Consider the following 24,985-nt stretch of genomic DNA (forward strand, 5'->3'; position numbering starts at 1 on the left):
GGGGGTCCCCGTGACAGAGGACTCGCGGCCGACGCTTCACGTCGCGCTGGTCACCGGCTGGCAAGTCGTCGCCAGCACCTGCTTCTACGCGCTGTTTGCCGGCACCGCGCTGTTCCGCGAGTATCTGGGTCTCTCCGGGTTCCTCGTCGGCGTCGTCGTCACCGCGGCGACGCTTGGTTACACCGTCGCGCTGTTCCCCGTCGGCGCGGCCGTCGACGGCGCCGGGGAGCGACCGGTCCTGATCGGTGGGTTGGTCGCCCTGGCCGGCAGCGTCGTCGGTGTCGGCCTGGCCGACGGCGTCCTCGGTCTCGCGGTCGCGGCTGTCTGTCTGGGCGGGGCCTACGCGACGGCGATGCCGGCGACCAACCGTGCGATCGTCACCGGCGTCCCCGAGGGGGTCCGCGGCCGGGCGATGGGGCTCAAACAGGTGGGCGTCACCGCCGGCAGTGGGCTCGCTGCCGTCCTCGTGGTGAGCGTCGCACCGACCCTCGGCCCCTGGAACCTCGGGTTCTTCGCGGCCGGCACCGTCGCAGTGGTCGTCGCGGCCGGCTTCGCGGTCGGCTACCGCGGCGCCCCCGGCGGTGAGTGGCGCCTGCCTGATCTCCGGGGACTCCGCGGGAACCGGGCCTACGTCGCGCTCGCTGCTGGCGGGTTCTTCCTCGGTGCCGCGCTGTTTACCACCGTCGGCTACACCACGTTGTATCTGACCGACTCCGTCGGCGTCTCCGTGGCCGTTGCGGGCCTGGGCTTCGCCGCGATGCAAGTGACCGGCAGCGCCGGCCGGGTCGTCGGCGGCTGGCTCGCCGACAGACTCGATACGGGTGAGGCGCGGGCGAACGCGACAGTCCTACTGGGACAGGCACTGCTCGGAGTCGTGTTGCTGGCCGTACTGGCGGTCCCGGGACTGTCGCGGCCGGTGGTACTCGTGGTGGTCGCGCTGGTCGGTGCGACGATTCTGGGGTTCACCGGGCTCTACTACGCCTGTATGACTGCACTGGTCCCGACGGAGGAGATCGGCGCGGCCACCGCCGGCGGCCAGACCGCGCTCAACGCCGGCGCCCTGCTCGTGCCCCCAACCTTCGGCTGGCTGGCCGACACGACCTCCTATCGGGCTGGGTGGCTGTTGCTCGCTGTGGCGGCGCTGGCCGGAACTGCTGCCTTCGCCGTCGTCGTCAGGCAGACCCGGGACTGATCAGTCGGCCGCCTCCGGCTCGGCCTTGCTACCCAGTTCCGCCCGGAGTGACTCCAGTTCGTAGTCGACGGCCCGCTCGGTCGAGACCCGATCCAGTTCGCGGTCGATGTCGTCGCCGTCGTCGAGCACCGACTCCAGTTGGCCCGTCTCCTCCAGTTCTTCTAGGGCTGCGGCACGGGCCTCCATGCGCTCGGTGCGCTCGGTCGCTCGCTCGATCGAACGGCTCACGTCGGCCATGGTGTCGCCGACGCCGGTGAACGCCTCCGAGACGCGCGCCGACGCTTCGGCGGCCTCGTAGCGGGCCTTGACTGTCTCCTTGTGGGTCCGGAACTGCTCGATCTGGCTCGATAGCTCCGCGCGCTTGCCGACCAAGCGGTCCTGGGTCCCCTGGAGTTCGTCGATCTGGTCGGTCAGATCGGCGATCTCTGAGACGTGGGCCTGTTTCTTCTCCAGTGCGCGACGCGCGAGGTCCTCACGCTCCTGGCGCATCGCCTCGCGGGCCTGGCCGTCGTACTTCTCGACGTTCTCCCGGAGCCGCCGGCGGTGGATCTCCAGGCGCTTCTTCTGTGTGGTCACGTCGGCGATGCCACGCGTGACGTCCTGGAGTTGGTCGCGCAGTTGCTCGTAGGAGTAGTCCAGTTCCGCGCTGGGATCGCCAGCCCGGTTCAGCAGGGCGTTGAGCTTCGAGCGGACGACGAAGAGGAACCGACCGATCAGTCCCATCGGCCCTCCACCCTACCGTGACAGCGGACGAGTTTTTCGTTCATTGACAGTTCCATCTATGGCCGAGTCCGGGATAACCGTGTCGTCGCCGCCGAGTGAACGTTTTTAACCCGGGGCGCACCTACGCCCAGTCGATGACGACCGGTCCCGTCCCCGAACTCGGCGAGCGCGCCCGGGCCTGTGCCGACCGCCTGCGGGAAGCCGACGGCGTGTTGCTGGCCTCACACATCGACGCCGACGGCCTCACCAGCGCCGCCATCGCGACGACGGCACTACAGCGGGCCGGGATTCCGGTCGAGACGGTGTTCAAGAAGCAGCTTGACGACGCGGAGATCGCGACGATCGCCGCCCGCGAGTACGACACAGTGCTGTTTACGGACTTCGGCTCGGGTCAACTCGCCACGATCTCCGAACACGTCGCCGCCGGGGACTTTTCGGCTGTGATCGCCGACCACCACCAGCCCGCCGCCCCCGAGGACTGCCATCCAGACGCCGTCTTCGATACCGACGGCTACGCCGACTTCGAGTGTCATCTCAACCCCTTGCTGGAAGGGATCGACGGGGCGTCCGAACTCTCGGGCGCGGGGGCGGCGTACGTCCTCGCTCGCGCGCTCGAACCCGAGGGCGGCGACAACCGCGATCTGGCCGCGCTGGCGGTCGTCGGCGCCGTCGGCGACATGCAGGCCGTCGGCGGCGAACTCGTCGGGACAAACGCCGCTCTCGTGGAGGAGGGGGTCGACGCCGAGGTCCTGGTAGAGGGAACCGATCTCTCGTTGTACGGGAAACAGACCCGTCCGCTGCCGAAGTTGCTCGAATACGCCACCGAGGTACCGATCCCCGGCATCTCCAACGACGAAGCCGGTGCGACCCGCTTTCTGGAAGAACTCGGACTGGAGCTGAAATCGGGTGGCGAGTGGCGTACCTGGGCAGACCTCTCGGACGAGGAACGCCAGACCGTCGCCAGTGCGCTGGTCCAGCGGGCAGTGACCCGTGGCGTCCCCGCGGACAAGATCGACTCGCTGGTCGGGACGACCTACACGCTGACCGCCGAACCGACCGGGACGGAACTCCGAGACGCGAGCGAGTTCTCGACGTTGTTGAACGCGACCGCCCGCTACGAGCGCGCCGACGTGGGACTGGCCGTCTGTCTGGGCGAACGCGGCCCGCCGCTGGAACGCGCCCGGAAACTGCTCGCGAACCACCGACGGAACCTCTCGGAGGGCCTGAATCTCGTGCAGGAGCGCGGCGTCGAGCAGGCCGACCACGTCCAGTACTTCGACGCCGGCGACGCCGTCCGCGAGACTATCGTGGGCATCGTCGCCGGGATGGCACTGGGAACCGACGGCGTCGACTCGGAGAAACCGATCATCGCCTTCGCTGACGCCGACGGCGAGACCAAAGTTTCCGCCCGCGCGACCGGGCCGCTGGTCGGCCGCGGCGTCGACCTCTCGGTCGTGATGAAGGAGGCCGCCCAGGCTGTCGGTGGTGACGGCGGCGGCCACGACATCGCTGCCGGCGCGACGGTCCCGGCCGGCGAGGAGCAGGCGTTCGTCGACGCCGCCGACGACATCGTCGCCGCCCAGTTAGGATAGGCGCCGGCCCCGGGTTTATTTCCCGTGCCACCTAGTGATACGCATGGAACGGGACCCGATCGACGACAAGGAACGGCTGCTCTTCGGCGCGGGATTCGTCTTCGGTGCGGGATTCATCCTGCTCGTACTCGGGTTAGTCATCGCGACGATGGACGGGGGCGTCGGCGCGCTCGGCGTCGACGCCGGCGTGTTGATCGGGGCGAGCGTCTTCGCGACCGCGCTCGTCGGTACTGGGCTGTTCCTCCTGGCGTTCCCCGAGAACCGCGTGGAGGTCCCGGTCTCACTGGCACCCGAAGCGGACGATCTCGACAAGGAGTGACCGCGAGTCCGGGTCACCTTTAGGCGCCGGTGTCCAACGCGGCTACAATGGCGACGTTCGATCCTGAGAAGTTCGAGGACAAGTACGCGAACTACTTCCCCGAACTCCAGAAGGCGTACAAACAGGCGTTCGAGTACATGAACGACACCTACGACTCGGAACTGATCCACGCCATCGACCAACAGATCTTGAACGAGTCCGAACCCTTCTACGAGGGCGACCGGGAGTTTCGGATCGACCTCCCCGAGGACCCGATCGATCGCCTGACCGGCGTCCTCGTCGACGACGAGAAGGCCGAGACTATCCTCGACGAGTACGTCGAGACCATCGAGAGCGAACTCCAGGGTGTCTTCGAGTTTCCCGAAGAGTGAGCGGCGTCTCCACCTGAAAAGTCCCTGCAACTGACCGGGTATAGGTCAGACTCAACAACCGTACGGGTGGGTTTTCCGGAGTGTTATCGGCAGACGGCCCCAACCGGAGAATGTGGCTGCTGGCAGTCGAACCCACGCGAGACTTCACGATCCCACGCCTAACCGAACCCGTCAGTCCAAAGGTCTAAGCCTCCCGGGGCCGGACCTAGATCCACTATGAGCACAGAGACTGAGGACGGAGACGACCTTCGCGAGCGCATCACGAACTTCCTGCGCCGGAACTTCCCGCAGATCCAGATGCACGGCGGCAGCGCCGCTATCGAAGAGATCGACCGCGAAGAGGGCAGCGTCACCATCCGTCTGGGCGGTGCCTGCTCGGGCTGTGGCATCTCCCCGATGACGATCCAGGCGATCAAGACCCGCATGACCAAGGAGATCCCCGAGATCACCGAAGTCGTCGCCCGAACCGGGATGGAACAGCAGGAAGGCATGGCCGGCGGCAGTGGCGGCATGAGCCCCTCCTTCCCCGGTGAATCGCGTGGCGGCGACGTCACCGACGACGACGAAGGCCCCGAAGCGCCGTTCTAAGACCACTTTTTACTTCGTCGCCCTTCCTCGCGCGCTCTTCGAGCGCGCTGTGGGAGGGCTCCTCGCAAAAACCTGGGGAAAAACTGCCGAACTCGCGCCGTCGGCGCGAGTTCGGTGAACCCGCTCGCTTCGCTCGCGGGATGCTCTCAGCGACCCTGCCCTTCCCCAGGTCGGCCGACAGAGTGGCCTCCCGGCCAACAGCAACCACACTAGTTCGAAGCCGGTGACACAAATCGCCGGAAAAGCCTCCAGCTTACCCCTCGTCGACCGAGAGGTCCGCGGCTGGACCCTCGTAGACGCTTGCGCCGAACGCGTCAACAGTGTCGTCGCCGACGACCCAGCGGGCGTCTTCCGGTGGGGTCACCGAGACGGGGTCGCTCGTGAAGTTCGTCACCCAGGTGTAGCCGTCGCGTTCGGCGGCCCGGACGCCGGTCGGGAACCGCTCGGAGTGGGCCACACCGGCCCGGTCAAGCAGGTCCGAGACGACCGCGTCCGCGAGGTCGGCCTCGGGCCAAACACCACAGTAGGCGACGTGGCCGTCACCCACATCGTGGTCGGTGATCGCCGCGTTGCCGTCGCCGACGCCGCCGACGTGTGAACCCGCGACGGTCGCTCCGTCCGCGTCGAGCCACTCGGCGAAGGTGCGGTAGTCGTAGGTTTCGCCGTCGTAGGTCACGGTCCGGTCCAGTTGCTCGGGAAGGGACTCGTGTTGGTCGACGGTCGCACCGACGATGTCAGCGAGCGGGCCGGGTGCGGGTGCGTCGGGAAGTTTGTTGAATGGATCCTTCGTGCCCGAACGGACCGTCAACAGCAGTTCCGTCCCGTCAGCGACCTCCGCTCGGAGTTTCGACGCGAGGTCGTCGTCGACGAGATGCAGCGCGGGTGCGACGACGGCGTCGTAGCCCGAGAGGTCCCAGTCGGGGTGGACCACGTCGGCCTGGACCGAGCGCGCACGGAGCGCGCGGTAGTACTGGCGCATGTGGGTCCAGTACTCCCAGTCGGGGGCGTGGGGCTGGATGCTCGTCGCCCAGTGGTTGTCGTAGTCGTGCAGCACGGCTACGTCGGCGTCGACCGGGTCGAGGTCCAACTCGGCCAGTTCCGTCGCTGCCCGGTCGGCGTCGTGGTATCCCCGGTCGGGCGAGCCGTCCTGTTTGCGCAGGCCGGCGTGGTACTGCTCCTGGCCCTCCCGGCAGCGGCGCCACCGGAAGTAGACGACGGTGTCGGCACCGTGGGCGACCGCGTGGTGAGCCCACAACCGCATCGCGCCCTCACCCGGCTGTGGGGCGTAGGGCGGCCAGTTGATGTCGCCGGGTTGCTGTTCCATCACCCAGAAGGGCTGCTGTTTGGCGCCCCGGTAGAGGTCGTGGTTCAGCCCGACCTGGTCGGGATCGCCGGCCCTGAGTTCGTCGGCAGTGGCGGCGCCCTGCCGGCGGTCCTGGGCGAAGCCGGTGGGGTAGGAATCCCACGTGATCAGGTCCAGATCGTCGGCGAAGCCGTAGACATCACAGGAGTCGAAATCGCCCATGAAGTTGTGGGCGACGAACCACTCGTCGTTTGCTTCGCGCAGCAGATCCGCGTGGAGTGCGTTGTAGTCAACCGCGCTCTCGGCGCTGAACCGGTAGTAGTCCAGCAGCCGCGAGGGGTGGTGTTCGGCGGCCGTGTGTCGGGGCGGGTCGACTTCCTCGAACGAACGAACCGTCTGGCTCCAGAAGCTCGTCCCCCAGGCCTCGTTGAGTGAGTCGACATCGCCGTACGTCTCACGGAGCCACTCCCTGAACGCGGTCGCACAGTCGTCACACCAACAGCGGATGGTTTCGTGACAGCCGTACTCGTTGTCGGTCTGCCAGCCGGCGACGTGGGGGTTGTCCGCGAAGTGGTCGGCCATCGTCGAGACGATCCGGCGGGTCTCCTCGCGGTAGACCGGCGAGTTGAAACAGTAGTGCCGGCGGCTCCCGTAGTGGCGAACCGTCCCGTCGGGCTCTTCTTGCAGGATCGAGGGGCGCTGGTCGACGAGCCACTTCGGCGGTGTCGCCGTCGGCGTACACAGCACCGCCTCCATCCCGTGGTCGCCGATCAGTGAGACGGCCTCGTCGAGCCACGAGAGGTCGATCTCGCCGGGTTCGGGTTCGATCCGGGACCAGGAGAACTCCGCCATGCGGACGTACTCGATACCGGCCTCGGCCATCTGCTCGATGTCCTCCTCCCAGCGGTCGCGGGACCAGTGTTCCGGGAAGTAACAGACGCCGACAGTCATCGTTGCCCCCGGTAGTCCGGCAGGAAGTCGTCTTGCAGGACGGCCGTCCGCCCGCCGTCGACGGTGATCGTACTCCCGGTGACGAAGCCCGCGTCGTCGCTGGCGACGAAGGCGACGGCACCGGCCACGTCCTCGGGCGTGCCGAGTCGGCCAGTGGGGTGGATCCCCTCCAGTTCCCGGCGGCGATCCTCGTCCATGTCGCCGGTGGTCCGGTCGACCGCGACCCACCCCGGCGCGACGGTGTTGACCCGGACTCGCGGCCCGAAGTCGACGGCCATCGCCCGCGTCATCCCGTTGATCCCCGCCTTGACGGCGTTGTACGGGAAGATGTCTGGTGTCGTCGCCATCGAGTGGTTCGAGGACATGTTGACGATGGCGCCCTCGTCGATCTGTTCGTAGGCGTGTTTCGCGGCCAGCCAGAACGCCCGGAAGTCCGTCTCGACGACGAACGACCAGTCGTCGACGGTCGCCTCGTCCGCGCCGGTGTAGGTCTCGACGCCGGCGTTGTTGACGAGTACGTCGAGTCCGCCGAACTCCGCGACGGTCGCCTCGACGAGCGTCTCGATGTCGGTGGGTTCGCGCATGTCCGCCCGGACGAAGTGGGCGGTGCCGCCGGCCTCGCGGATCGTCTCGACAGTCTCGTGGCCGTCGTCTTCCGAGCGGCCGGAGACGACGACGCTTGCGCCCTCCTCGGCGAGGCGTTCGGCCACGCCGGCCCCGATTCCTCTGGTCGACCCCGTGACGATCGCCACGTCGTTCTCGAAGCGGTTCATCTTACCACTCCGCGACACTCCCGTCGTCGTGGCGCCAGACCGGGTTGTGCCAGTCGACCTCGCCGGCCTGCATCCGGACGTAGCTGTGGTCGATATCGATACCCAGTCCCGGCCCTTCCGGCAGGTCGACGTAGCCGTCGCGGTACTGGAACACCGAGGGGTCTTTGAGGTAGTCCAGCACGTCGCTGGTCTCGTTGTAGTGGATGTCCAGGCTCTGTTCCTGGATCAGGGCGTTGGGCGAGCAGGCGTCGACCTGGAGACAGGCCGCCAGCGCGATGGGACCGAGCGGGCAGTGGGGGGCCATCGCCACGTCGTAGGCTTCGGCCATCGACGCGATCTTCTTGACCTCGGTGATCCCGCCGGCGTGTGAGAGATCGGGCTGGATCACGTCGACAGAGCCGTCCTCGAAGACCTCCTTGAAGTCCCACCGGGAGAACATCCGTTCGCCGGTCGCGATCGGATTCGTGGTGTGGCTCGCCAGTTGTGGGAGCGCGTCGTTGTGTTCGGGAAGGACTGGTTCCTCGATGAACATCGGGTCGTACGGTTCGAGGGCTTTTGCCAGGCGCTTGGCCATGGACTTCGAGACCCGGCCGTGGAAATCGACGCCGATGTCGATCTCGTCGCCGACGGCCTCACGGACCGCTGCGATGCGGTCTTCGGCGGCCTGGACCGCCGACGGGGAGTCGATCCGGCGCAGTTCCGCAGTGGCGTTCATCTTCAGGGCGGTAAAGCCCTCCTCGACCTTCTCACGGGCCGCGTCGGCGACGCCCTCGGGACGGTCGCCACCGACCCACTGGTAGACCCGCATCCGGTCGCGGGCCTTCCCGCCGAGCAGTTCGTAGACCGGCACATCGTGGTGTTTCCCTTTGATGTCCCACAGCGCCTGGTCGATGCCGGCGATCGCGGACATCAGGACCGGTCCGCCGCGGTAGAACCCGCCGCGGTACATCGTCTGCCAGTGGTCCTCGATGCGCATCGGGTCCTTGCCCAGCAGGTAAGTGTCGAGCAGTTCTTCGACGGCCGTCCGGACGGTGCGAGCGCGGCCCTCGACGACTGGTTCGCCCCAGCCAGCGATGCCCTCGCTCGTCTCCAACCGCAGGAACAGCCATCGCGGCGGTACTTCGTAGAGATCGTAGTCAGTGATGATCATATTACTCAGGTCGTGTGACGTAGTCTTCGATGGAAACGTCAGTCTCGTCTGTCATCGTCTTTAGGGACTGGCCGGTCTCGGGGTCGAACAGATACAGCGCGGTCTCCTCGAATCCGAACTGGACCGTCTCGTCGGGACTGGGTCGCAGGCTGGAGTCGATGCGGGCGGTCAGGTCGACATCGCCCATCTCCATATAACAGAAATTCTCGTTGCCCATCGGTTCGACGACGGTCACGGAAGCGGCGATGCCGTCCTCGACGAGTGTCATGTCCTCGGGACGGATGCCCACGCGGACGCGGTCGTACCCCTCGACCGGCGACGGGTCCGAGAGTCGGTAGCTGAACCCGCCCGGTCCCGTGAGCACGTCGCCGTCGACGGTCGCGGTCAGGAGGTTGATCGACGGCGAGCCGATGAAGTTCGCGACGAACTCGTTGGTGGGACTCCGGTAGACTTCCTCTGCGGTCCCGACCTGCTGGAGTTCCCCGTCGTTCATGATGGCGATACGGTCGCCCATCGCCATCGCCTCCGTCTGGTCGTGGGTGACGTAGACGGTGGTGACGTCGAGTTCGTGTTGCAGTTCCTGGAGTTCCGTACGCATCTGTGCGCGCAGTTTCGCGTCCAGGTTCGAGAGGGGTTCGTCCATCAGGAACACCTCGGGGTCCCGGACGATCGCCCGCCCCAGCGCGACACGCTGTTGCTGGCCGCCCGAGAGTGCCTTCGGTTTCTTCCCCAGAAGCTCCTGGATACCGAGCATCTCGGCGACCTCGTCGACGCGACGGTCGATCTCCTGGGAGGACATGTCCGTCGAGAGCCGGAGTCCGAAGCCGATGTTTCGCCGCACGTTCATGTGCGGGTACAGCGCGTAGTTCTGGAACACCATCGCAACGTTGCGGTCACGCGCCCGGAGGTCCGTGACGTCCTCGTCGTCGAACGTGATGGTGCCTGCCGTTACCTCTTCGAGTCCGGCGACGCTGCGCAGCGTCGTCGTCTTGCCACACCCCGAGGGACCGACCAAGACGAGGAACTCCCCGTCCCGGATAGTCAGATCGAGGTCGTTGACGGCGACGATGGTACGGCCGTCGTCGCTGAACTCCTTTCGTACTGTGTCGAGATTGATCTGTGCCATGGGTTACTCCTTGACCGAGCCTGCGAGGATCCCGCTGACGAAGTGTCGCTGCAAGAACAGGAACACCAGGAACAGCGGGATGATGCTGAGCGCTGCCGCGACCATGATCTGGTCGTAGTAGACACGCTGGGCGCCGACCAGTTCGTTGATCGCCACCGGGATGGTGTACTTGCCCTGGTTCAACACGACCAGCGGGAACAGGAAGAGGTTCCACTGGAAGAGGAACAGGACGATGGCGAGCGCCGCCAACGACGATTTCATGGTCGGGAGTGCGATGCGGTAATACAACTGGAACTCGGTCGCACCGTCGATGCGGGCCGACTCCAGCAAGGCGTCCGGGATCTGTTTCATGTTCTGGCGCATCAGGAAGATGCCCAGCGGGTTGGCCGCCCACGGCAGGATGATCGCCCAGTAGGAGTTGGTCAGCCCCATCTGTGAGATCAGCAGGAACAGGGGGATGACGAGCAACTGGATGGGCAGGGTCAGCGTCGCCAGGATCGCGTAGAAGATCGGTTCCTTGAACGTGAACTCGTACTTCGCGAACGCGAATCCGCCCATCGAACACAGCACGAGCGACAACAGCGTGTAGACGATAGCGATGAACACGGAGTTCCAGATACTCTGGATGAAGTCGACGCTCTCCCGGGCCTGTAGGGCCTCTAAGTTCGCGAAGAAGTTCGACCCGGGGAGCAACTGGATGTCGGTCCCCGCCGTAAGGAACGCCTGCTCGGGCAGCGTCGAGGCGACGATGATCCAGTAGATCGGGACCACCATCAGCAACGTTACGAGCAGGACGAAGGTGTAGCCGAGGAACCGCCAGATCGCCTCGTCGCGCGTGGACTTACGCATCCGACTCACCTCCGATCCGGAGCTGGACGATCGAGAGGACCGCGACGATGGCGACCAGCACGACGGTCATCGCGCTGGCGTAGCCCAACTGGAACTGCTGGAAGGCGATGTTGTAGATGTAGACGACCAGCGTCCGGGTCGCCGACAGCGACGCACCGCCTTCCGAGATGATCAGCGGCTCGGAGAACAGCCGGAAGGTCCCGATGGTCGAGGTGACGACCACGAACAACAGGACCGGACGCAGTTGCGGGAGGGTGACGTACCGGAACTTCTCCCAGCGGCTGGCCCCGTCGATCTCGGCAGCCTCGTACAGTTGCTGGGGGACACTCTGGAGCCCGGCCAGCAGGATGATCATGTTGTAACCGGTCCAGCGCCAGGTGACCGCGCCGACCAGCGAGATGCGCGGCCAGAACCCCGTTCCGAGAACCGACTTCAGCGGGCCGGGTAGCAATGCCGTCCCGCCACTGAGCCACGGAATCGTCGGGAGCCCGAACATCTGGAAGACAGTGTTGACCAGGCCGTTGTCCTGCAACAGCAACAGGAACACCGTCGCGTACGCGACGAGGTTCGCGGCGACCGGGAGGGCGATGGTCGTCCGGAACAGCCCCTTGAACCGCATCCAGGAGGCGTTCAGCGCCAGCGCGAGCGCCAGTCCGAGGACGATCATCAGCGGAACCTGCACGAGCAGGATGAAGGTCGTATTCGCCAACGCGTTCTGGAACAGCGTGTCGCCGAGCAACCGCTGGTAGTTCTGGAGGCCGACGTACTCCAGTGACGCGATCCGCGTCAGCTCGAACTGGATCGGGCCGACATCGATCCATAGCAGCGTCGCGTTGCCGATCCCCTGGTAGGTGTGGAAGGAGAGATACACCGTATAGAGGATCGGGAAGGCGAGAAAGGAGCTGAACAGGACGAAAAACGGTGCCAGGAAGAGATACGGCGCGCTCACCGAGAACGGGAGCCGGGCGGCGACCGACCGGGTCGCTCGGATCTGGGCCTGTCGGGCCGGCCGGACGGCGTCGATGAACGCCTGCCAGACCGGTGCGACGGCCTCGCCCGCCCGTTCGCGAACCGCAGTGAGCTTGTCTCTAACCGGGTTTGAGGAGCTGGTCGACATGTGAAGAGAGGGAAAACGGTGTTACGCGAGCTCCCGACCCGTCCGGTCGGCGACCTGGCTGGCCGCGCTGTCGACGGCTTCCTTCGCCGTGAGATCGCCGGAGATCATCTTCTTGAACTCGCTGTTGATCGCCTTCGTGATCTCGGGCGTGTCGGTCGTGTAGGTGTAGCTCGGGATGTTCGGCGCAATCTCGGCGAACATCCGGCCGGCGGCCTGTCCGCCGAGGAACTCCGAGCCCTGGTCGAACGCGTCCGACTCGTAGGCCGGTTTGTACGCCGGGAAGAGCCCGTTCTCTCTGTACATCTTGAGCTGCATCTCCTTGTTCGCCAGCGCGAACTGCATGTAGTCGAAGGCACGGCGGGCCTTGGCGTCGCTGACCTGGTCGGCGATAACGAGGTTCGAACCGCCCCAGTTGGTCGCGCGGTTGCCGCCGCTCTCGTAGGCCGGGGGCTTCATGACACGCCACTTGCCGGAAGTGTCACCGATCTCGGCTTTCAGCGTCCCTTCGATCCAGGCACCGCCGTACAGCCCGGTGATGGAGCCGTCGGCGAAGCGGTTGAACCACTCGCTGGACCAGGAGGCGACGCTTGAGGTGACCCCAGCGTCGTGGGCTCGCTTCATCTGGCGTGCGACCTGCAGGGACTTCTCGGAGTGGATGTTCACGGCACCGCTGTCGGTGAACGGAAGCCCACCGAGCTGACGGAACATCATCCGCCAGACGCCGTCGTAGTCGTTGGGTGGGAGGTTCATCAGTGCGGTGTCGTCCGGGAGTTTCTCCCCCTCAGCGATGAACTGGTCCCAGGTCTCGACGCTTTCGAGATCGAGCCCGTGTTCGTTGGCGACGTCGTTGCGATAGAACATCCCGACCGGCCCGAGGTCCCACGGGAGCGCGTACGTGGCGCCGTCTTTCGTGAGCGGACCCCACTTCCCGGAGACGAAACCGTCCTTGATACCGGCGTCCTCGATCCAGCCGCTGATGTCGCGCAGTCCGCCCGTGTCGACCCAGGCGGCCGCGTCGACGCTCTCCATCGTCGCGATGGCCGGCGCGCCCGACCCCGAGAGGATGCGCGATTTGAACTTGTCTTTCATGTTCGAGCGGCCGAACTGTTCGACAGTGACATCGCCGCCGTTGGCTTCCTCGTAGGGCTCGTCGATGAGGTCAAGCGACTTGGCCGCAACGTCCCAGCTCCAGGCCGTTACCGAGGAGGCCATCTGCGAGCCCGAGCCCCCGTCGCTGGATGTCTCTGTCGAACTGCCACCGCTGCCGCCGTCACTACTGCCGCTGCCACCATCACCGGAGCCACTGCTATCCGTGGCCGGCTGGCTGCCGGTTCCACAGCCGGCCAGGCCCGCGAGGCCGGCCGCGCTCAGTTGCAAGATGCGTCGTCGGTCGAGTCGTCGGTTGGAGTCAGTCATCGGCGCTATGTCAATACATGAAAGTCCATTATTTAATGGTTTTGCCAATTGTCGGGTGGCCAGACAATACCACTCCCTTCTTGCGGTTTTCCCGAAATTTGAATCCAGAATATCGCATATAGATAATTTTTCTGATTATTGGTATCGTTCACTACATCTAAACACGCTCACGGCCGAGATACCGTCAGTAAAGAATTATCCGGCGGTAGAACGCTGTAGACGACGCTTTCACGCATCTTATCGCAGAGATCGTTCCAAGCGCCACTCACAATTTGTTCACTCTTCACGAACAATATATACATCTCGGGGCCGATGGCCGAGTATGGACGAATCGTATCCGGTACAGGCCACTGCGACGACGATGCGAGTCGTCGAGGAGCTACTCGACCGTGGAACGGCGGGTGTGACGGAACTCGCACGGGAACTCGATCTCTCGAAGGGAGCGGTACACAACCACCTCAAGACCCTCAATCAGTTGGAGTTCGTCGTCCGGGAGGACCGCCAGTACCGCGTCGGATCGCGGTTCCTCGACTTGGCCGCGCGGGCGCGCGAGACGATGCCCGTATATCGGGCTGCACGGTCGGAAGTCGCCCGCCTCGCACGCTCCAGCGGCGAGGTCGCGGCCCTCGTCGTCGAGGAACACGACGCGGCAGCGTACATCTTGGTGGAAGGCAACGAAGCGGGCGAGACCGCTGTCCGAGAGGGAATACGTCGGCCCCTGCCTGCCGACGCCGCGGGCCGAGCGATACTGGCACACCGGCCGGAAGACGAGATCAGGTCACTGCTCACCGACAGCGAGCGACCGACGGACGACGACCGTGTAGCGACCACCGAGACGGCGCTGCTGGACGACCTCCGAACCGTCCGCGAACAGAGCGTCGCCTTCGACCGCGAGGAGCAGGCCGACGGAACCAGAAGCGTCGCTGCACCGTTGACGACCGACGAGGGACGTGCCGTCGGCGCGGTGTGTGTCACGGGACCGGCCAACCGGATGACAGGGAAACGCCTGGAAGAGGATATCACCGGTCTTGTTGTCAGCAGTGCGAACAGTATTTCAGTTGATCTATTCTAAAACATAGTAGTGTAGAAAATTGCCGCTAAATGGCGATCGTATTGAGGGTTGTTTAGCATGAGTGAATCTATACTTTGAGGTATTCTTATCCGCTATATCTCCGTTTTTGCAACTTGTTCGATAATCAACCGATAGCTTTTTGTATATTTTGTTCACTTTTGCTAAACAATATAGAGATATTTCGGCAGAGAATCTCGTATCATCTATGGGATATTAGTTCCCTTTAGCGTCTACCCAACAACTATTACGCTTGACTGGGGCAGGTGTCGTATGGTTCGACTCGACGCGGGCGAGACGACCGTCCGGTTCGCGCCCGAGACGGCACGCCTGACAGTCCGACAGGGGAGCAACGAACTCGCCAGCGGGACCGTCCGTGCCGAACTCGGCGCCGAGACGGCCCCGGCGACCGACAGCTACGCCCTCTCCAGCGACGGGGACAGTGTCCGGGTTCGGTACGACGGCGTCGACGTGGAGACGACGGTCACGCTCACCACGGCCGACGGTGGGGTCCACGTCTCGGTGGCGGTAACGAACACGGCCGGGGAACCCAAGCCGGTCGGTCGACTCTGTCCGCTGGCAGCCGACGAATTGGCGTTCGGTCCCGAAACGGGGGTGTACCGCCACGGCTACCAGTCCTGGACGCCGACGGCCACGCTCCCGGTCGAGGAGGCGTTCCCAGCGGTCGATCCGGTCGACGTACCGATGATGACCGACGTGGCCGCTCCGACGGCGACGAGTCACTGCCAGATCGGGCTGACCGAGGGGGACAGCCATCTGACCGCCGGCTTTCTCGACCACTCGGCGTTCGTCACCCGCTTCGACTACGAGCACGGCGACGGGGTCGAGTCACTGTCGGCGGTCTGTCCCGGCGACGGGGTCGAACTCGCGCCGGGGGAGACAGCGACGAGCGCGCCCCTCCGACTCGACGCCGCTCGCCCGGTCGACGAGGCACTGACCGCGATCGCCGAACGGACCGGAACCCGGATGCATGCCCGGGTCGGTGAGTGGGTGCCGACCGGGTGGTGTTCGTGGTACCACTACTTCACCGGGGTCACCGCCGACGACGTGCGGACGAACCGCTCGGCCCTCGACGAGTGGGGGCTCCCGGTCGAGGTCGTCCAACTCGACGACGGCTACCAGACCGCCTTCGGCGACTGGCGGACGCTCGCCGAGGGGTTCGAGGACATGGCGTCGCTGGTCGCGGACATCGACGACGCCGACCACACGCCCGGGCTGTGGCTCGCACCCTTCTTCGTCCAGGAGGACGCCGCCCTCGTCGACGAACATCCCGAATGGCTGCTGACCGACAGTGACGGGGAGTTCGTCCCCGCCGGCGAACGCCACGGCGAGATGTACGGGCTGGACCTGACCCATCCCGAGGTTCAGGCGTGGCTCCGGGAGACGTTCCGAACGATCACCGAGGAGTGGGGCTTCGACTACCTCAAGCTCGACTTCCTCTATGCGGGCGCGTTGCCCGGTGAACGGTTCGCCGATGTGACCCGAGCCGAGGCCTACAGGCAGGGCCTGGCGACGATCCGCGAGGCCGTCGGCGAGGAGACGTACATCCTGGGTTGTGGGGCGCCACAGGGCCAGAGCGTCGGCCTCGTCGACGCGATGCGGGTCGGCCCGGACACCGCCGAGTACTGGGTCAGGGAGGGCGAATCCGCCAGCGAGCCGGCCCACGAGAACGCGATCCGGAACGTCCTCAACCGTGACTACCTCCACCGCCGGTGGTGGGTCAACGACCCCGACTGTCAACTGGTCCGGGAGACGACCGAGCTCTCGATGGCCGAGCGGGAGACGTTCGCGGCCATCGTCGCGCTCACTGGCGGTTCGAACCTCTTCAGCGACAGGATCGATGAGATCGGTGCCGCCGGCCGCGACCTCCTCGAACGGTCGTTGCCGCCGGTCGAGAGCGGGACCGTCTCCGGCGTGGGACGGACGGAGTTCCCCGAACGAGTGGTCTGTGAGCGACCCGCCGACGCCGGCCGAGCGGTCGCGCTGTTCAACTGGGACGACGAACCCGACGCGCTCTCGCTGTCCCTCGACGCGGACGAGCGCGGCTGGGACGCGCTGGAGGGGGAACCGATCACCGCCGGCGGGACCGTCGAACGGACGGTACCCGCACACGGCTGTCTGCTCGTCCACGTCGTCCCCGCACTCGATACCCCCCATCTACTCGGGACCGACCACCTCGGTGGCCTGGGGGACCGGCTCGAACGGGTCGCCTGGGACGCCGACGAGGCTGACGGGCGACTGACGCTGTCGCTCGACATCGAGACGCCCCAGCAACTCACCCTGGCAGTTCCCGACGGATGGACCCACCCCGACGGAGCCGCGGCGGACGGCACCGGGACGCTCTCGCTCACCGCCCGTCCGGGGACGACGACGGTGTCCTTCGAGCGGCACTGAGGCGGGCGGCCGGACTGGAGTCGAAAGCACGGTCTTTTAATCTCACGACGGAGTTAATCCGATCATGACCGACGCCGACGGGTCGAACGTGCTGTTCGTCGTCCTGGACACGGTCCGGAAGGACCGGCTGTCCGTCTACGACCCCGAGATGGAGACCACGCCGAACCTCGCCGCGTTCGCCGAGGAGGCCGCCGTCTTCGACAACGCCGTCGCACCGGCTCCCTGGACCCTGCCGGTCCACGCCTCGATGTTCACCGGGCTCTACCCCAGCGAACACGAGGCGACCCAGGAGGACCCCTACCTAGAGGGTGCGACCACGCTCGCGGAGTCGCTGTCGGCGGCCGGCTACGACACCGCCTGTTACTCCTCGAACGCCTGGATCACCAGCTACACCAACCTCACCGCCGGCTTCGACGACCACGACAACTTCTTCCAGATCATGCCCAGCGAACTGCTCTCGGGTCCGCTCGCGAGCGTCTGGAAGACGATGAACGACAACGACACGCTCCGGTCGGTCGCCGACCGCCTCGTTCAACTGGGGAACAAGATCCACGAACACCTCGCGGAGGGCGGTGGCGGCGACACCAAGACCCCCCAGGTCATCGACAAGACCATCGACTTTATCGACGACAGCGACGACTTCTTCGCCTTCATCAACCTGATGGACGCTCACCTCCCCTACCACCCGCCCGAGGAGTACGCCGAGGAGTTCGCGCCGGGCGTCGACTCCACCGAAGTGTGCCAGAACTCCAAGGAGTACAACTGCGGGGCTCGGGAGATCGACGACGAGGAGTGGGACGCCATCAAGGGCCTGTACGACGCCGAACTGGCCCACATCGACGACCAACTCGACCGCCTGTTCTCGCATCTCAAGGAGACTGGCCAGTGGGAGGACACCACGGTCGTCGTCTGTGCCGACCACGGCGAACTCCACGGGGAACACGGCCTCTACGGCCACGAGTTCGGCATCTACGACCCGCTCGTGAACGTCCCGCTCATGGTGAAACATCCCGAGATCGAGCCGACCCGGGACGCGGAGACGACCGTCGAGTTGGTCGACCTCTATCACACCGTGTTGGACGCCGCCGGCGCGACCGGTCGGGGCGAACCCCTGGCGTCCGCCCGGTCGCTCCTCTCGGCGGATTACCGCGAATTCGCCGACGACGTGGGCGGCCACGACCGGGCCGACGTGGGCTTCGTCGAGTATCATCAGCCGGTCGTGGAACTGCGCCAACTGGAAGGGAAAGCCAGCGCAGCGGGGATCGAACTGGACGAACAGTCCCGCTTCTACTCCCGGATGGGCGCCGCACGCACCCCCGAGGACAAGTTCATCCACTGTACGCGCATCCCGGACGAGGCCTACCACCTCGACGCCGACCCCGGCGAGACCGACAACGTCGCCGACGCGGGCGACCCCGAGATCGACGCGCTGCGGGACGCGCTGTGGGCGTTCGTCGAGGCGGTCGATGCCGATTGGCCCGACGAGGCCGACGGCGCCGACGGCGACGTCTTGGACGAGATGGACGACGACACGAAAGACCGGCTCCAGGACCTGGGGTACATCGACTGAAACGACCGTGACCGGAGAGAACGCCGGCTCCCTGGAGTTCGTCGACCGCCGCACCGTCGGACAGATACTGCTGGGCTTCGGCGTCGCGGCGATCGTCCTCTACCTCCTGGTGGACTTCGTCGGGGCGGCCGAGGTACAGGCGCGGCTGACCGGCTCCGAGTGGGGATGGCTGGCCGTGGGCTGTCTCTCGACCGCACTCTGTCTGATCGCCTGGGGGAAAGCCTGGCAGATCGTCCTCTCGGTCGCGGGCATCGACGAGCGGTTCTCGCGGCTCGTGGTCACCTACTACGCCGCGACCTTCGCCAACTACGTCACGCCGCTGGGCCAGGCCGGTGGCGAGCCGTTCATCGCGTACGTCCTCTCGCGGGACACCGACGCCAGCTACCAGGACAGCCTCGCGAGCGTCGTCACCGCGGACCTGCTCAACCTCTTTCCGTTCGTCACCTTCGCCGGCGTCGGCTTCGCCGCGCTGCTCTATCAGGCACAACTGCCGGCGGCGATCGAACCGCTGGCCGGCGGGCTGGTCGTCCTCTCGGTCGGCGTCCCGATCGTCGCCGCTGTCGGGTGGCGGTTTCGCGCACCGCTGAAGCGGGGACTGCTCGGGCTCGCTTCGCCGGTCGCCCGCCGGACCCGATTGCTGACGCTGGACGGGCTCCGCGAGCGGCTCCACGAGACCGAGGAGGCGTTCCAGCGCATCGCCCGCGACCGTCGGGCGCTCGTCAAAGCGTTGTCGTTCTCCTACGTCGGCTGGGTCTTTTTCGCGCTCCCGCTGTACGCCGCCGCGATGGCCGTCGGCGAGTCGATCCCGCTGTTGCTCGTCTTCTTTATCGTCCCCGCCTCGACGCTCGCGGGGCTGGTCCCCTCCCCCGGCGGCTCGGGAGCCGTCGAGGCGACGCTGGGACTGCTCGTCTACACGCTGACATCGATCGATCCGGTCGGTGCGACCGCCATCGCCATCCTCTATCGGGTCGCCAGCTACGTGTTCGCGCTGGTCCTGGGCGGTGGCGCGGCGCTGTACGTCATCAAGCGGAACTAACGGCGGTCACGCCCCCGTTCCCAGGTCCGGAGTAGCCGGGCGAGCGTCTCGTTGACCGGGACCGGCTCGGTCGCCCGGTCGACGACGGCCCCGTTGATGGCGTCGATCTCGGTCTGCCGGCCGGCCTCGACGTCCTGTAACATCGATGAACGGTTGGCCGCCGTCTCCCGGACCACCTGCTCGGTCAGCGACAGCGCCCGGTCCGTCGGGAGGTCGACGCCCGCCTCGCGGGCGACACGGGCGGTCTCCCGGGCGGCGCCGGCGGCGAGACCGTCCCCCGGTGTCGCCGCGAGCGCGCCGTTCTCGACGCGGGCCAGCGCCGTCGTCGCGTTGACCGCAGCGTTGACCGCCAGCTTCTCCCAGCGCCGCGTCGGCATGTCCGCGGCGGCGACCGACTCGACGCCGGCCGCCCGGAACGCCTCGGCCACGTCGTCGGCGACGGCGGAGCGACCGCCCGCCGGGTCACCGAGCGCCACCGCACCTCGGCCGGTGAACTCGACGACACCGGGATCGAGCAGTCGAGCGCCGTACGTGCAGGTCCCGGCGAGCACCGGATAGTCGACGGCCTCGGCCAGCGTCGTCTCGTTGCCCAGTCCGTTCTGGACCGAGAGGCAGGCCTCGAAGGCACAGTCGGCAAGATCGGCTGCCACGTCGGCCGTGTCGTAGGCTTTGACCGCGACCAGTGCAAGGTCGCCCCCGGACGGGAGGTCGGTCCGGGCGGCCGGGTGAGCCTGGAACTGCTCGACGCCCCTGACCGCCAACCCCTCGCGGGTGACGGTCCCGACGTGTGGCTCGCGCCCGACGAGTGTCACGTCGTGTTCGCGGGCGAGCAACCCCCCGAGCAGACTGCCGAGACTGCCGGCCCCGACGACGACGATGTCCATACGCGGGCAAGGAGCGGTCGGGTCAAAACAGTACGGCTCGCCGGCCGCGACCGTCAGTCACTTCGCCGGCGACATCCAACGGCCGATATGGACGAGGACGGCACGGACGAGGCCGAGCGTGTGACCGAGGCCATCGACGGGCGATCGGCCTGGCCCGAGGCCGAGCGTGTGACCGAGGCCATCGACGGGCGATCGGCCTGGCCCGAAGCCGAGGGGCGCTACCGCCTCGAACTGACCGAGCCGGACGAAGCAGTGGGCATGGACGTGTTCGCGACGGTGCTCGATCTGACGCCCAGATCACCCGAGACCATCGTCGTCGATATCGAACTCGGTCGACGGGATACGCTGACGGGCGACCGACAGACTGCGCTGGAACGGCTGGCCGCGAACCCGGGGGTAACTGCCGGCACCGACCGGACGAGCGGGACAGCACCGGCGGGGATGGAGACGGTCGACGCGCTCGCCCGGCTTCCCGGCGACGCACTCACGCACGCCGTGGTCCTCGACGAGGAGGGTCGTGCGATCGTCGAGCGGCGCACCCGGACGACCGTCCGGTTCGCGCTCCCCGAGACGGGATACGAGGACGCCACCGGACAGCTCGCACCCGCGGTCGTCGACCGGATCGTCCGCGAGCGCGGGTAACCGGGGCCAGATCCCACCGAGTGACGACAGTCCGGCTCAGTCTTCCTGCCAGTAGTAGATCTCCTCTTTGGCCGCTCCGCAGGCGGGACAGGAATCGGGGAGTTCGTCGATCTGTCCCATCTCACCACACTTCCAGCAGCGCCACATCAGTTCGGCCTCCCCGGCCGATCCGGTCGTGATGTGCTCGCTGGAGAGGGCCTCGATCCCTTCGTCGGCCGTGACGTAGAACCCGTGTTCGTCGAACCCCCGGATCGTCCCCAGAGCCGTCCCGTCCTCGTCGTAGACCGTCTGGCCGAAGGAAACTTCGTCGGCCTCGGCGCTTGTTGACATATCTGACATACAGTATCAATGACAATCCGTGTGGTGATAAAGGCTTGTCCGAGCCTGTCGGCCGTCGATGCGATGACCATCGGGACTCATCCGCTGACGACGAGGGCGACGCCGGCGACGAGGACCGCGACCGCCACGGCGAGCCGGGCAGTCACCCGCTCGTCGTCGCGCAGGAACAGCGCCGACCCCAGCAGGACCACCAGCGGACTCACACCCAGGATCGGTGCGACCACCGAGACCGGAGCCAGCGCGAGCGCCGCCAGGTACGCCACCAGATACGTCGTGTTAGCGAGTGCGGTCAGCAGCGTCCACCGGTCGGGCCGTGCCGGCCACAGCCGACCCTCCGAGAGGCGTCGAGCCAGGAGGTATATGCCGAACCCGGAGGCCGCGGCGACGACGCGGATCGTCACACCGACCAGGGCCGGCGTTCCCTCGGCGAGTCCGACCTTCGTGAACACGGGATCGAGTCCCAGCAAGAGCGCCGCCGCGAGCGGGTAGCCGACGTCGATCCACGCCCGCCGTCCCGAGGCGGTGGCCGGACCGGCACGGCTGTCCCACGAGACCGCCGCCGCACCGCCGGCCAGCAGGGCGATGCCGACCGCGAGGGTCGCGGTGAGTTGCTCGCCCAGCAGCAGGACCGCGGCGACGACGGCGACGAGGGGGAACGTAGACTTCAGCGGCTCCGCCCGGCTCGCACCGAGCCGTTGGATGCCGACGAACAGCGCGATCCGGGCCAGCAACGATCCCAGGAGTCCGCCGACGGCGAACGAGACCAGCGATCGCGGCGTGACCGCGTACGCGGGCTGATAGGTGACGACGGTGGCCGGCACCAACACCAGGAGATTGACGGCGAAGACGCCGGCGACGAGGTCGGCGAGCGACCGAGTCCGCGCGCTGACGCGGACCGCGAGACTCTGGACCGCGAGCGCGACAGCGGCAAGCATCGCAAGTCCGATCCCCAGCGTCGGGTCGTCCATCGACTCTACTCCGAGAGAGGTGGGTTCGGCCCTTGAAACTACGCCCCGGCTACTGCGAGAAGAGGCTGTTGTGGACCGGCGCGAAGTCGGACTCCTCGGTCTCGACCTCGACGGTGTCCGAGACGGCGTTGCCCCCGATGCCCTCGGCAAGGAAATCCGAAAGCGGCGGACCGACGCTGTCCGGTTCGACCAGGAAGGCGTCGTGGCCGTAGTCGGAGTCGACGACGTGGTGGGCAACGTCGGTGTCGGTCTCCCGCAACGCGTCGGCCAGGGCCTCGGACTGCTGGGTCGTGAAGTGCCAGTCCCCGGTAAAGGACATCACGAGCGCGTCGCCGTCGAAGGCAGCCAGGGCGTCGGCGTCGGATTCGAAGCCGCTCGCGAGGTCGTAGTTGTCCATCGCCCGCGTGAGATAGAGGTAGCTGTTGGCGTCGAACCGCTCGACGAACTTCGAGGCGTTGTAGTCGAGATAGGACTCGACGTCCCGGTACGGGAAGAAGCGCCCGGCAGGGTCGACGGGAAACGCCCGCTCGGCCTCGCGGGTCGCCGCCCGGCGACCGAACCGCCGGTCCATGCTGGACTTCGAGAAATACATGACGTGGCCGAGTTCGCGGGCCAGCGCCAGTCCCTCGTCGGGATGGTCGCCGCCGTCGGACGAGTCCGACGAGGTTCCGTTCGCGTCGCTCTCGGAACCGCCGTAGTAGTGCCCGCCGTTCCAGTTCGGGTCGGTGGTGATCGCTCGCCGGGCGATACCGTCGAGGGCAAGACACTGGGAGTCGAGGCGGCCCGCCGCGGCGATGGGGACGATCTTCTCGACGTGGTCGGGGTGGCGTTTGGCCCACTCCAGAACGTTCATGCCGCCGACGCTGCCGCCGACGACTGCGTAGAGGTGGGGGACGCCGAGTTCGTCCAGCAGTGCGCGCTGGGCCTCGGTCCAGTCTGCGACCGTGACTGGCGGGAACTCCGGTCCGTAGGGCTCGCCCGTCTCGGGGTTCGGACTCGGCGGGCCACTGGAGCCGTAACAGGAGCCGGGGACGTTGACGCAGACGACGAAGTACTCGGTGGTGTCGATGGCTTTGCCCGGCCCGACGATGTCGTCCCACCAGGCGTAGGCCTGGTCGCTGTCCTCGAAGCGACCCTGGGAGGCGACGTGGGCGCTGCCGGTCAGGGCGTGACAGACCAACACGGCGTTGTCGCCCTCGAACTCGCCGTAGGTCTCGTAGGCCAGTTCCAGGTCCGGGATGGTCTCGCCACACTGGAACTCGAAGGTCCCCAGCGAGACGGTCTCGTGGTCGACGGTCATCTCAGCTCACCTCGTCGATCGCGGTGTCGATGTCGGCGATCACGTCCGCGGGGTCCTCGATGCCGACGCTCATGCGGACCAGGTCCGGGCGGACGCCGCTCTCCCGTTGTTCGGCCTCGGAAAGCTGAGCGTGGGTCGTCGAGGCCGGGTGGATGACCAGCGTCTTCGCGTCGCCGATGTTCGCGAGGAACTTCGCCAGATCGGTCCGCTCACAGAACTGCCGGCTGGCGTCGTACCCACCTTCGAGCCCGAACGTGACGACGCCGCCGAACCCGCCGGAGAGGTACTGGCTGGCGAGATCGTGGGTCTCGTGGTCGTCCAGGCCCGGGTAGGTGACCCAGGAGACTTCCGGATGGTCCCGGAGGTGTTCGGCGACGGCCATCGCGTTCTCGCAGTGCCGTTCCATCCGCAGGGCCAGCGTCTCGGTCCCCTGGAGCGTCGCCCAGGCGTCGAACGGTTTCTGGCCGTCGCCCAGCGAACGGAGGCCCCGCTGTCGGGCGGCCATCGCGAACGCCCGGTCGCCGAATCGCTCGGCGAAGTTCACGTCGAAGGCGGGGTTGTCGGCACCCATCTCGGGGAACTTCTCGGGGTACTCCGCCCAGGGGAAGGAACCGCCGTCGACCAGGACGCCGCCGACCGTCGAGCCCGAGCCGTGGATCCACTTGGTCGTCGACTCCCAGATGACGTCGGCACCGTGGTCCAGGGGGTTACACAGCGCCGGCGTCCCGAACGTGTTGTCGACGAACAGCGGGACGCCGTGGTCGTGGGCCACGGCGGCGATCTCCTCGATCGGCGGGACGACGAGCGAGGGGTTGCCGATGGTCTCGACGTGGACGTAGGCGGTGTCGTCGTCGATCGCCGCTGCATAGGCGTCGGGGTCGAGTGTGTCGACGAAGCGGGCCTCGATCCCGCGGCGACTGGCGGTGCTGGTCAGATAGCTGTGGGTGCCCCCGTAGATCGACGAGGAAGAGACGACGTTGTCCCCGGCCGAGGCCAACACGAGCGTCCCGGCGTCCAGCGCGGCCATCCCGGAGCCGGTGGCGACGGCGTCGACGCCGTTCTCCAGGGAGGCGATCCGGTGTTCGAGCATCCGCACCGTCGGGTTGTCGAACCGTGAGTAGACGTTGCCGTCGTCTTCGAGTGCGTACCGCTCGGCCGCGGTCTCGGCATCCTCGAAGACGTACGAGGAGGTCTGGTAGATCGGGGGGGCACACGCGCCCGTCGCCGGGTCGGGCTCCTCCTGCCCGGCGTGTACACAGCGTGTCCCGAACGCGTACTGATCAGTCATGTGT

At 66.6% G+C, this 24,985-nt stretch carries 23 protein-coding genes; 10 read left to right on the forward strand and 13 right to left on the reverse strand.

The window, feature by feature from the left end:
• Positions 1-10 precede the first annotated feature (10 nt).
• Positions 11-1,192 carry an MFS transporter gene (locus VJ109_RS06150; protein ID WP_324759854.1) on the forward strand — a complete coding sequence of 394 codons (1,182 nt, stop codon included), beginning with the start codon at positions 11-13 and terminating at the stop codon, positions 1,190-1,192.
• Here the strand turns inward: VJ109_RS06150 and VJ109_RS06155 are convergent, their stop codons facing one another.
• Positions 1,193-1,915, reverse strand: a complete 723-nt coding sequence (locus VJ109_RS06155) for a PspA/IM30 family protein (RefSeq protein WP_324759856.1) — start codon at positions 1,913-1,915, stop codon at positions 1,193-1,195. It lies immediately after the preceding gene.
• A 134-nt stretch (positions 1,916-2,049) separates the two neighbouring features.
• On the opposite strand from VJ109_RS06155, the gene recJ reads away from it, so the two are divergent.
• From recJ to VJ109_RS06175, 4 genes are all read left to right on the forward strand, one after another.
• Complete coding sequence (gene recJ, locus VJ109_RS06160; RefSeq protein WP_324759858.1) at positions 2,050-3,507, forward strand: RecJ family nuclease; 1,458 nt, start codon at positions 2,050-2,052, stop codon at positions 3,505-3,507.
• A 43-nt stretch (positions 3,508-3,550) separates the two neighbouring features.
• Complete coding sequence (locus VJ109_RS06165; protein WP_324759860.1) at positions 3,551-3,826, forward strand: hypothetical protein; 276 nt, start codon at positions 3,551-3,553, stop codon at positions 3,824-3,826.
• A gap of 47 nt (positions 3,827-3,873) precedes the next feature.
• The gene (locus VJ109_RS06170) at positions 3,874-4,197 is read left to right on the forward strand and encodes a DUF5783 family protein (protein WP_324759862.1); all 324 of its coding nucleotides are present in this window, start codon (positions 3,874-3,876) and stop codon (positions 4,195-4,197) included.
• Positions 4,198-4,413: 216 nt separating this feature from the next.
• Positions 4,414-4,785, forward strand: a complete 372-nt coding sequence (locus tag VJ109_RS06175; protein ID WP_324759863.1) for a NifU family protein — start codon at positions 4,414-4,416, stop codon at positions 4,783-4,785.
• A gap of 253 nt (positions 4,786-5,038) precedes the next feature.
• Here the strand turns inward: VJ109_RS06175 and VJ109_RS06180 are convergent, their stop codons facing one another.
• From VJ109_RS06180 to VJ109_RS06210, 7 genes are read right to left on the reverse strand one after another with little or no spacing between them, the layout of a single operon-like run.
• Positions 5,039-7,039, reverse strand: coding sequence for a beta-galactosidase (locus tag VJ109_RS06180; RefSeq protein WP_324759865.1), 2,001 nt, complete (start codon positions 7,037-7,039; stop codon positions 5,039-5,041).
• Entirely contained in the window at positions 7,036-7,812 is a 777-nt protein-coding gene (locus tag VJ109_RS06185) for an SDR family NAD(P)-dependent oxidoreductase (RefSeq protein WP_324759866.1), read from the reverse strand. Before VJ109_RS06185 ends, VJ109_RS06180 begins: the two co-directional genes overlap by 4 nt.
• A 1-nt stretch (position 7,813) precedes the next feature.
• Complete coding sequence (gene dgoD / locus VJ109_RS06190; RefSeq protein WP_324759867.1) at positions 7,814-8,962, reverse strand: galactonate dehydratase; 1,149 nt, start codon at positions 8,960-8,962, stop codon at positions 7,814-7,816.
• 1 nt (position 8,963) lies between these two features.
• Positions 8,964-10,088, reverse strand: a complete 1,125-nt coding sequence (locus tag VJ109_RS06195) for an ABC transporter ATP-binding protein (RefSeq protein ID WP_324759868.1) — start codon at positions 10,086-10,088, stop codon at positions 8,964-8,966.
• Between the two features lie 3 nt (positions 10,089-10,091).
• Positions 10,092-10,937 (reverse strand): carbohydrate ABC transporter permease, encoded by an 846-nt coding sequence (locus VJ109_RS06200; RefSeq protein ID WP_324759869.1) that lies wholly within the window; start codon positions 10,935-10,937, stop codon positions 10,092-10,094.
• Positions 10,930-12,054, reverse strand: coding sequence for a carbohydrate ABC transporter permease (locus VJ109_RS06205; protein ID WP_324759870.1), 1,125 nt, complete (start codon positions 12,052-12,054; stop codon positions 10,930-10,932). The genes VJ109_RS06200 and VJ109_RS06205 overlap by 8 nt, the downstream gene beginning before the upstream one ends.
• A gap of 21 nt (positions 12,055-12,075) precedes the next feature.
• The gene (locus VJ109_RS06210) at positions 12,076-13,470 is read right to left on the reverse strand and encodes an extracellular solute-binding protein (protein WP_324759871.1); all 1,395 of its coding nucleotides are present in this window, start codon (positions 13,468-13,470) and stop codon (positions 12,076-12,078) included.
• A gap of 322 nt (positions 13,471-13,792) precedes the next feature.
• On the opposite strand from VJ109_RS06210, the gene VJ109_RS06215 reads away from it, so the two are divergent.
• The 4 genes from VJ109_RS06215 to VJ109_RS06230 all read left to right on the forward strand — a co-directional run bounded on the left by VJ109_RS06215 (position 13,793) and on the right by VJ109_RS06230 (position 19,560).
• Positions 13,793-14,542, forward strand: a complete 750-nt coding sequence (locus VJ109_RS06215) for an IclR family transcriptional regulator (RefSeq protein WP_324759873.1) — start codon at positions 13,793-13,795, stop codon at positions 14,540-14,542.
• 270 nt (positions 14,543-14,812) lie between these two features.
• The gene (locus VJ109_RS06220; protein ID WP_324759875.1) at positions 14,813-16,954 is read left to right on the forward strand and encodes a glycoside hydrolase family 36 protein; all 2,142 of its coding nucleotides are present in this window, start codon (positions 14,813-14,815) and stop codon (positions 16,952-16,954) included.
• Between the two features lie 64 nt (positions 16,955-17,018).
• A complete protein-coding gene (locus VJ109_RS06225; protein ID WP_324759877.1) occupies positions 17,019-18,524 on the forward strand; it encodes a sulfatase family protein in 1,506 nt (501 codons plus the stop codon).
• A 7-nt stretch (positions 18,525-18,531) separates the two neighbouring features.
• On the forward strand, positions 18,532-19,560 hold the full coding sequence (locus VJ109_RS06230) for a lysylphosphatidylglycerol synthase transmembrane domain-containing protein (protein ID WP_324759879.1): 1,029 nt from the start codon (positions 18,532-18,534) through the stop codon (positions 19,558-19,560).
• On the opposite strand, the gene VJ109_RS06235 is transcribed toward VJ109_RS06230, so the two are convergent.
• Positions 19,557-20,444, reverse strand: a complete 888-nt coding sequence (locus VJ109_RS06235; protein ID WP_324759881.1) for a ketopantoate reductase family protein — start codon at positions 20,442-20,444, stop codon at positions 19,557-19,559. The genes VJ109_RS06230 and VJ109_RS06235 overlap by 4 nt on opposite strands.
• 87 nt (positions 20,445-20,531) lie before the next feature.
• On the opposite strand from VJ109_RS06235, the gene VJ109_RS06240 reads away from it, so the two are divergent.
• Positions 20,532-21,086: a hypothetical protein gene (locus tag VJ109_RS06240; RefSeq protein WP_324759882.1), complete on the forward strand. Its 555-nt coding sequence runs from the start codon at positions 20,532-20,534 to the stop codon at positions 21,084-21,086.
• 36 nt (positions 21,087-21,122) lie between these two features.
• Here the strand turns inward: VJ109_RS06240 and VJ109_RS06245 are convergent, their stop codons facing one another.
• The 4 genes from VJ109_RS06245 to VJ109_RS06260 all read right to left on the reverse strand — a co-directional run bounded on the left by VJ109_RS06245 (position 21,123) and on the right by VJ109_RS06260 (position 24,981).
• On the reverse strand, positions 21,123-21,425 hold the full coding sequence (locus tag VJ109_RS06245) for a DUF7130 family rubredoxin-like protein (RefSeq protein ID WP_324759884.1): 303 nt from the start codon (positions 21,423-21,425) through the stop codon (positions 21,123-21,125).
• Positions 21,426-21,502: 77 nt separating this feature from the next.
• Positions 21,503-22,393, reverse strand: coding sequence for an EamA family transporter (locus tag VJ109_RS06250; protein WP_324759885.1), 891 nt, complete (start codon positions 22,391-22,393; stop codon positions 21,503-21,505).
• Positions 22,394-22,442: 49 nt separating this feature from the next.
• Positions 22,443-23,693, reverse strand: a complete 1,251-nt coding sequence (gene metX / locus VJ109_RS06255; RefSeq protein ID WP_324759887.1) for a homoserine O-acetyltransferase MetX — start codon at positions 23,691-23,693, stop codon at positions 22,443-22,445.
• Position 23,694: 1 nt separating this feature from the next.
• Entirely contained in the window at positions 23,695-24,981 is a 1,287-nt protein-coding gene (locus VJ109_RS06260; protein WP_324759888.1) for an O-acetylhomoserine aminocarboxypropyltransferase/cysteine synthase family protein, read from the reverse strand.
• Positions 24,982-24,985: the final 4 nt, after the last annotated feature.

Origin of the sequence: Haloarcula montana, from assembly GCF_035666295.1 — an archaeon.
In the GTDB taxonomy this organism is placed as follows: Archaea; Halobacteriota; Halobacteria; order Halobacteriales; family Haloarculaceae; genus Haloarcula; species Haloarcula montana.

Coding starts and splice junctions, on each gene's coding strand:
- VJ109_RS06155 (WP_324759856.1), bottom strand. CDS start 1,915: ATGGGACTGATCGGTCGGTTCCTCTTCGTCGTCCGCTCGAAGCTCAAC.
- recJ (WP_324759858.1), top strand. CDS start 2,050: ATGACGACCGGTCCCGTCCCCGAACTCGGCGAGCGCGCCCGGGCCTGT.
- VJ109_RS06165 (WP_324759860.1), top strand. CDS start 3,551: ATGGAACGGGACCCGATCGACGACAAGGAACGGCTGCTCTTCGGCGCG.
- VJ109_RS06170 (WP_324759862.1), top strand. CDS start 3,874: ATGGCGACGTTCGATCCTGAGAAGTTCGAGGACAAGTACGCGAACTAC.
- VJ109_RS06175 (WP_324759863.1), top strand. CDS start 4,414: ATGAGCACAGAGACTGAGGACGGAGACGACCTTCGCGAGCGCATCACG.
- VJ109_RS06180 (WP_324759865.1), bottom strand. CDS start 7,039: ATGACTGTCGGCGTCTGTTACTTCCCGGAACACTGGTCCCGCGACCGC.
- VJ109_RS06185 (WP_324759866.1), bottom strand. CDS start 7,812: ATGAACCGCTTCGAGAACGACGTGGCGATCGTCACGGGGTCGACCAGA.
- dgoD (WP_324759867.1), bottom strand. CDS start 8,962: ATGATCATCACTGACTACGATCTCTACGAAGTACCGCCGCGATGGCTG.
- VJ109_RS06195 (WP_324759868.1), bottom strand. CDS start 10,088: ATGGCACAGATCAATCTCGACACAGTACGAAAGGAGTTCAGCGACGAC.
- VJ109_RS06200 (WP_324759869.1), bottom strand. CDS start 10,937: ATGCGTAAGTCCACGCGCGACGAGGCGATCTGGCGGTTCCTCGGCTAC.
- VJ109_RS06205 (WP_324759870.1), bottom strand. CDS start 12,054: ATGTCGACCAGCTCCTCAAACCCGGTTAGAGACAAGCTCACTGCGGTT.
- VJ109_RS06210 (WP_324759871.1), bottom strand. CDS start 13,470: ATGACTGACTCCAACCGACGACTCGACCGACGACGCATCTTGCAACTG.
- VJ109_RS06215 (WP_324759873.1), top strand. CDS start 13,793: ATGGACGAATCGTATCCGGTACAGGCCACTGCGACGACGATGCGAGTC.
- VJ109_RS06220 (WP_324759875.1), top strand. CDS start 14,813: ATGGTTCGACTCGACGCGGGCGAGACGACCGTCCGGTTCGCGCCCGAG.
- VJ109_RS06225 (WP_324759877.1), top strand. CDS start 17,019: ATGACCGACGCCGACGGGTCGAACGTGCTGTTCGTCGTCCTGGACACG.
- VJ109_RS06235 (WP_324759881.1), bottom strand. CDS start 20,444: ATGGACATCGTCGTCGTCGGGGCCGGCAGTCTCGGCAGTCTGCTCGGG.
- VJ109_RS06240 (WP_324759882.1), top strand. CDS start 20,532: ATGGACGAGGACGGCACGGACGAGGCCGAGCGTGTGACCGAGGCCATC.
- VJ109_RS06245 (WP_324759884.1), bottom strand. CDS start 21,425: ATGTCAGATATGTCAACAAGCGCCGAGGCCGACGAAGTTTCCTTCGGC.
- VJ109_RS06250 (WP_324759885.1), bottom strand. CDS start 22,393: ATGGACGACCCGACGCTGGGGATCGGACTTGCGATGCTTGCCGCTGTC.
- metX (WP_324759887.1), bottom strand. CDS start 23,693: ATGACCGTCGACCACGAGACCGTCTCGCTGGGGACCTTCGAGTTCCAG.
- VJ109_RS06260 (WP_324759888.1), bottom strand. CDS start 24,981: ATGACTGATCAGTACGCGTTCGGGACACGCTGTGTACACGCCGGGCAG.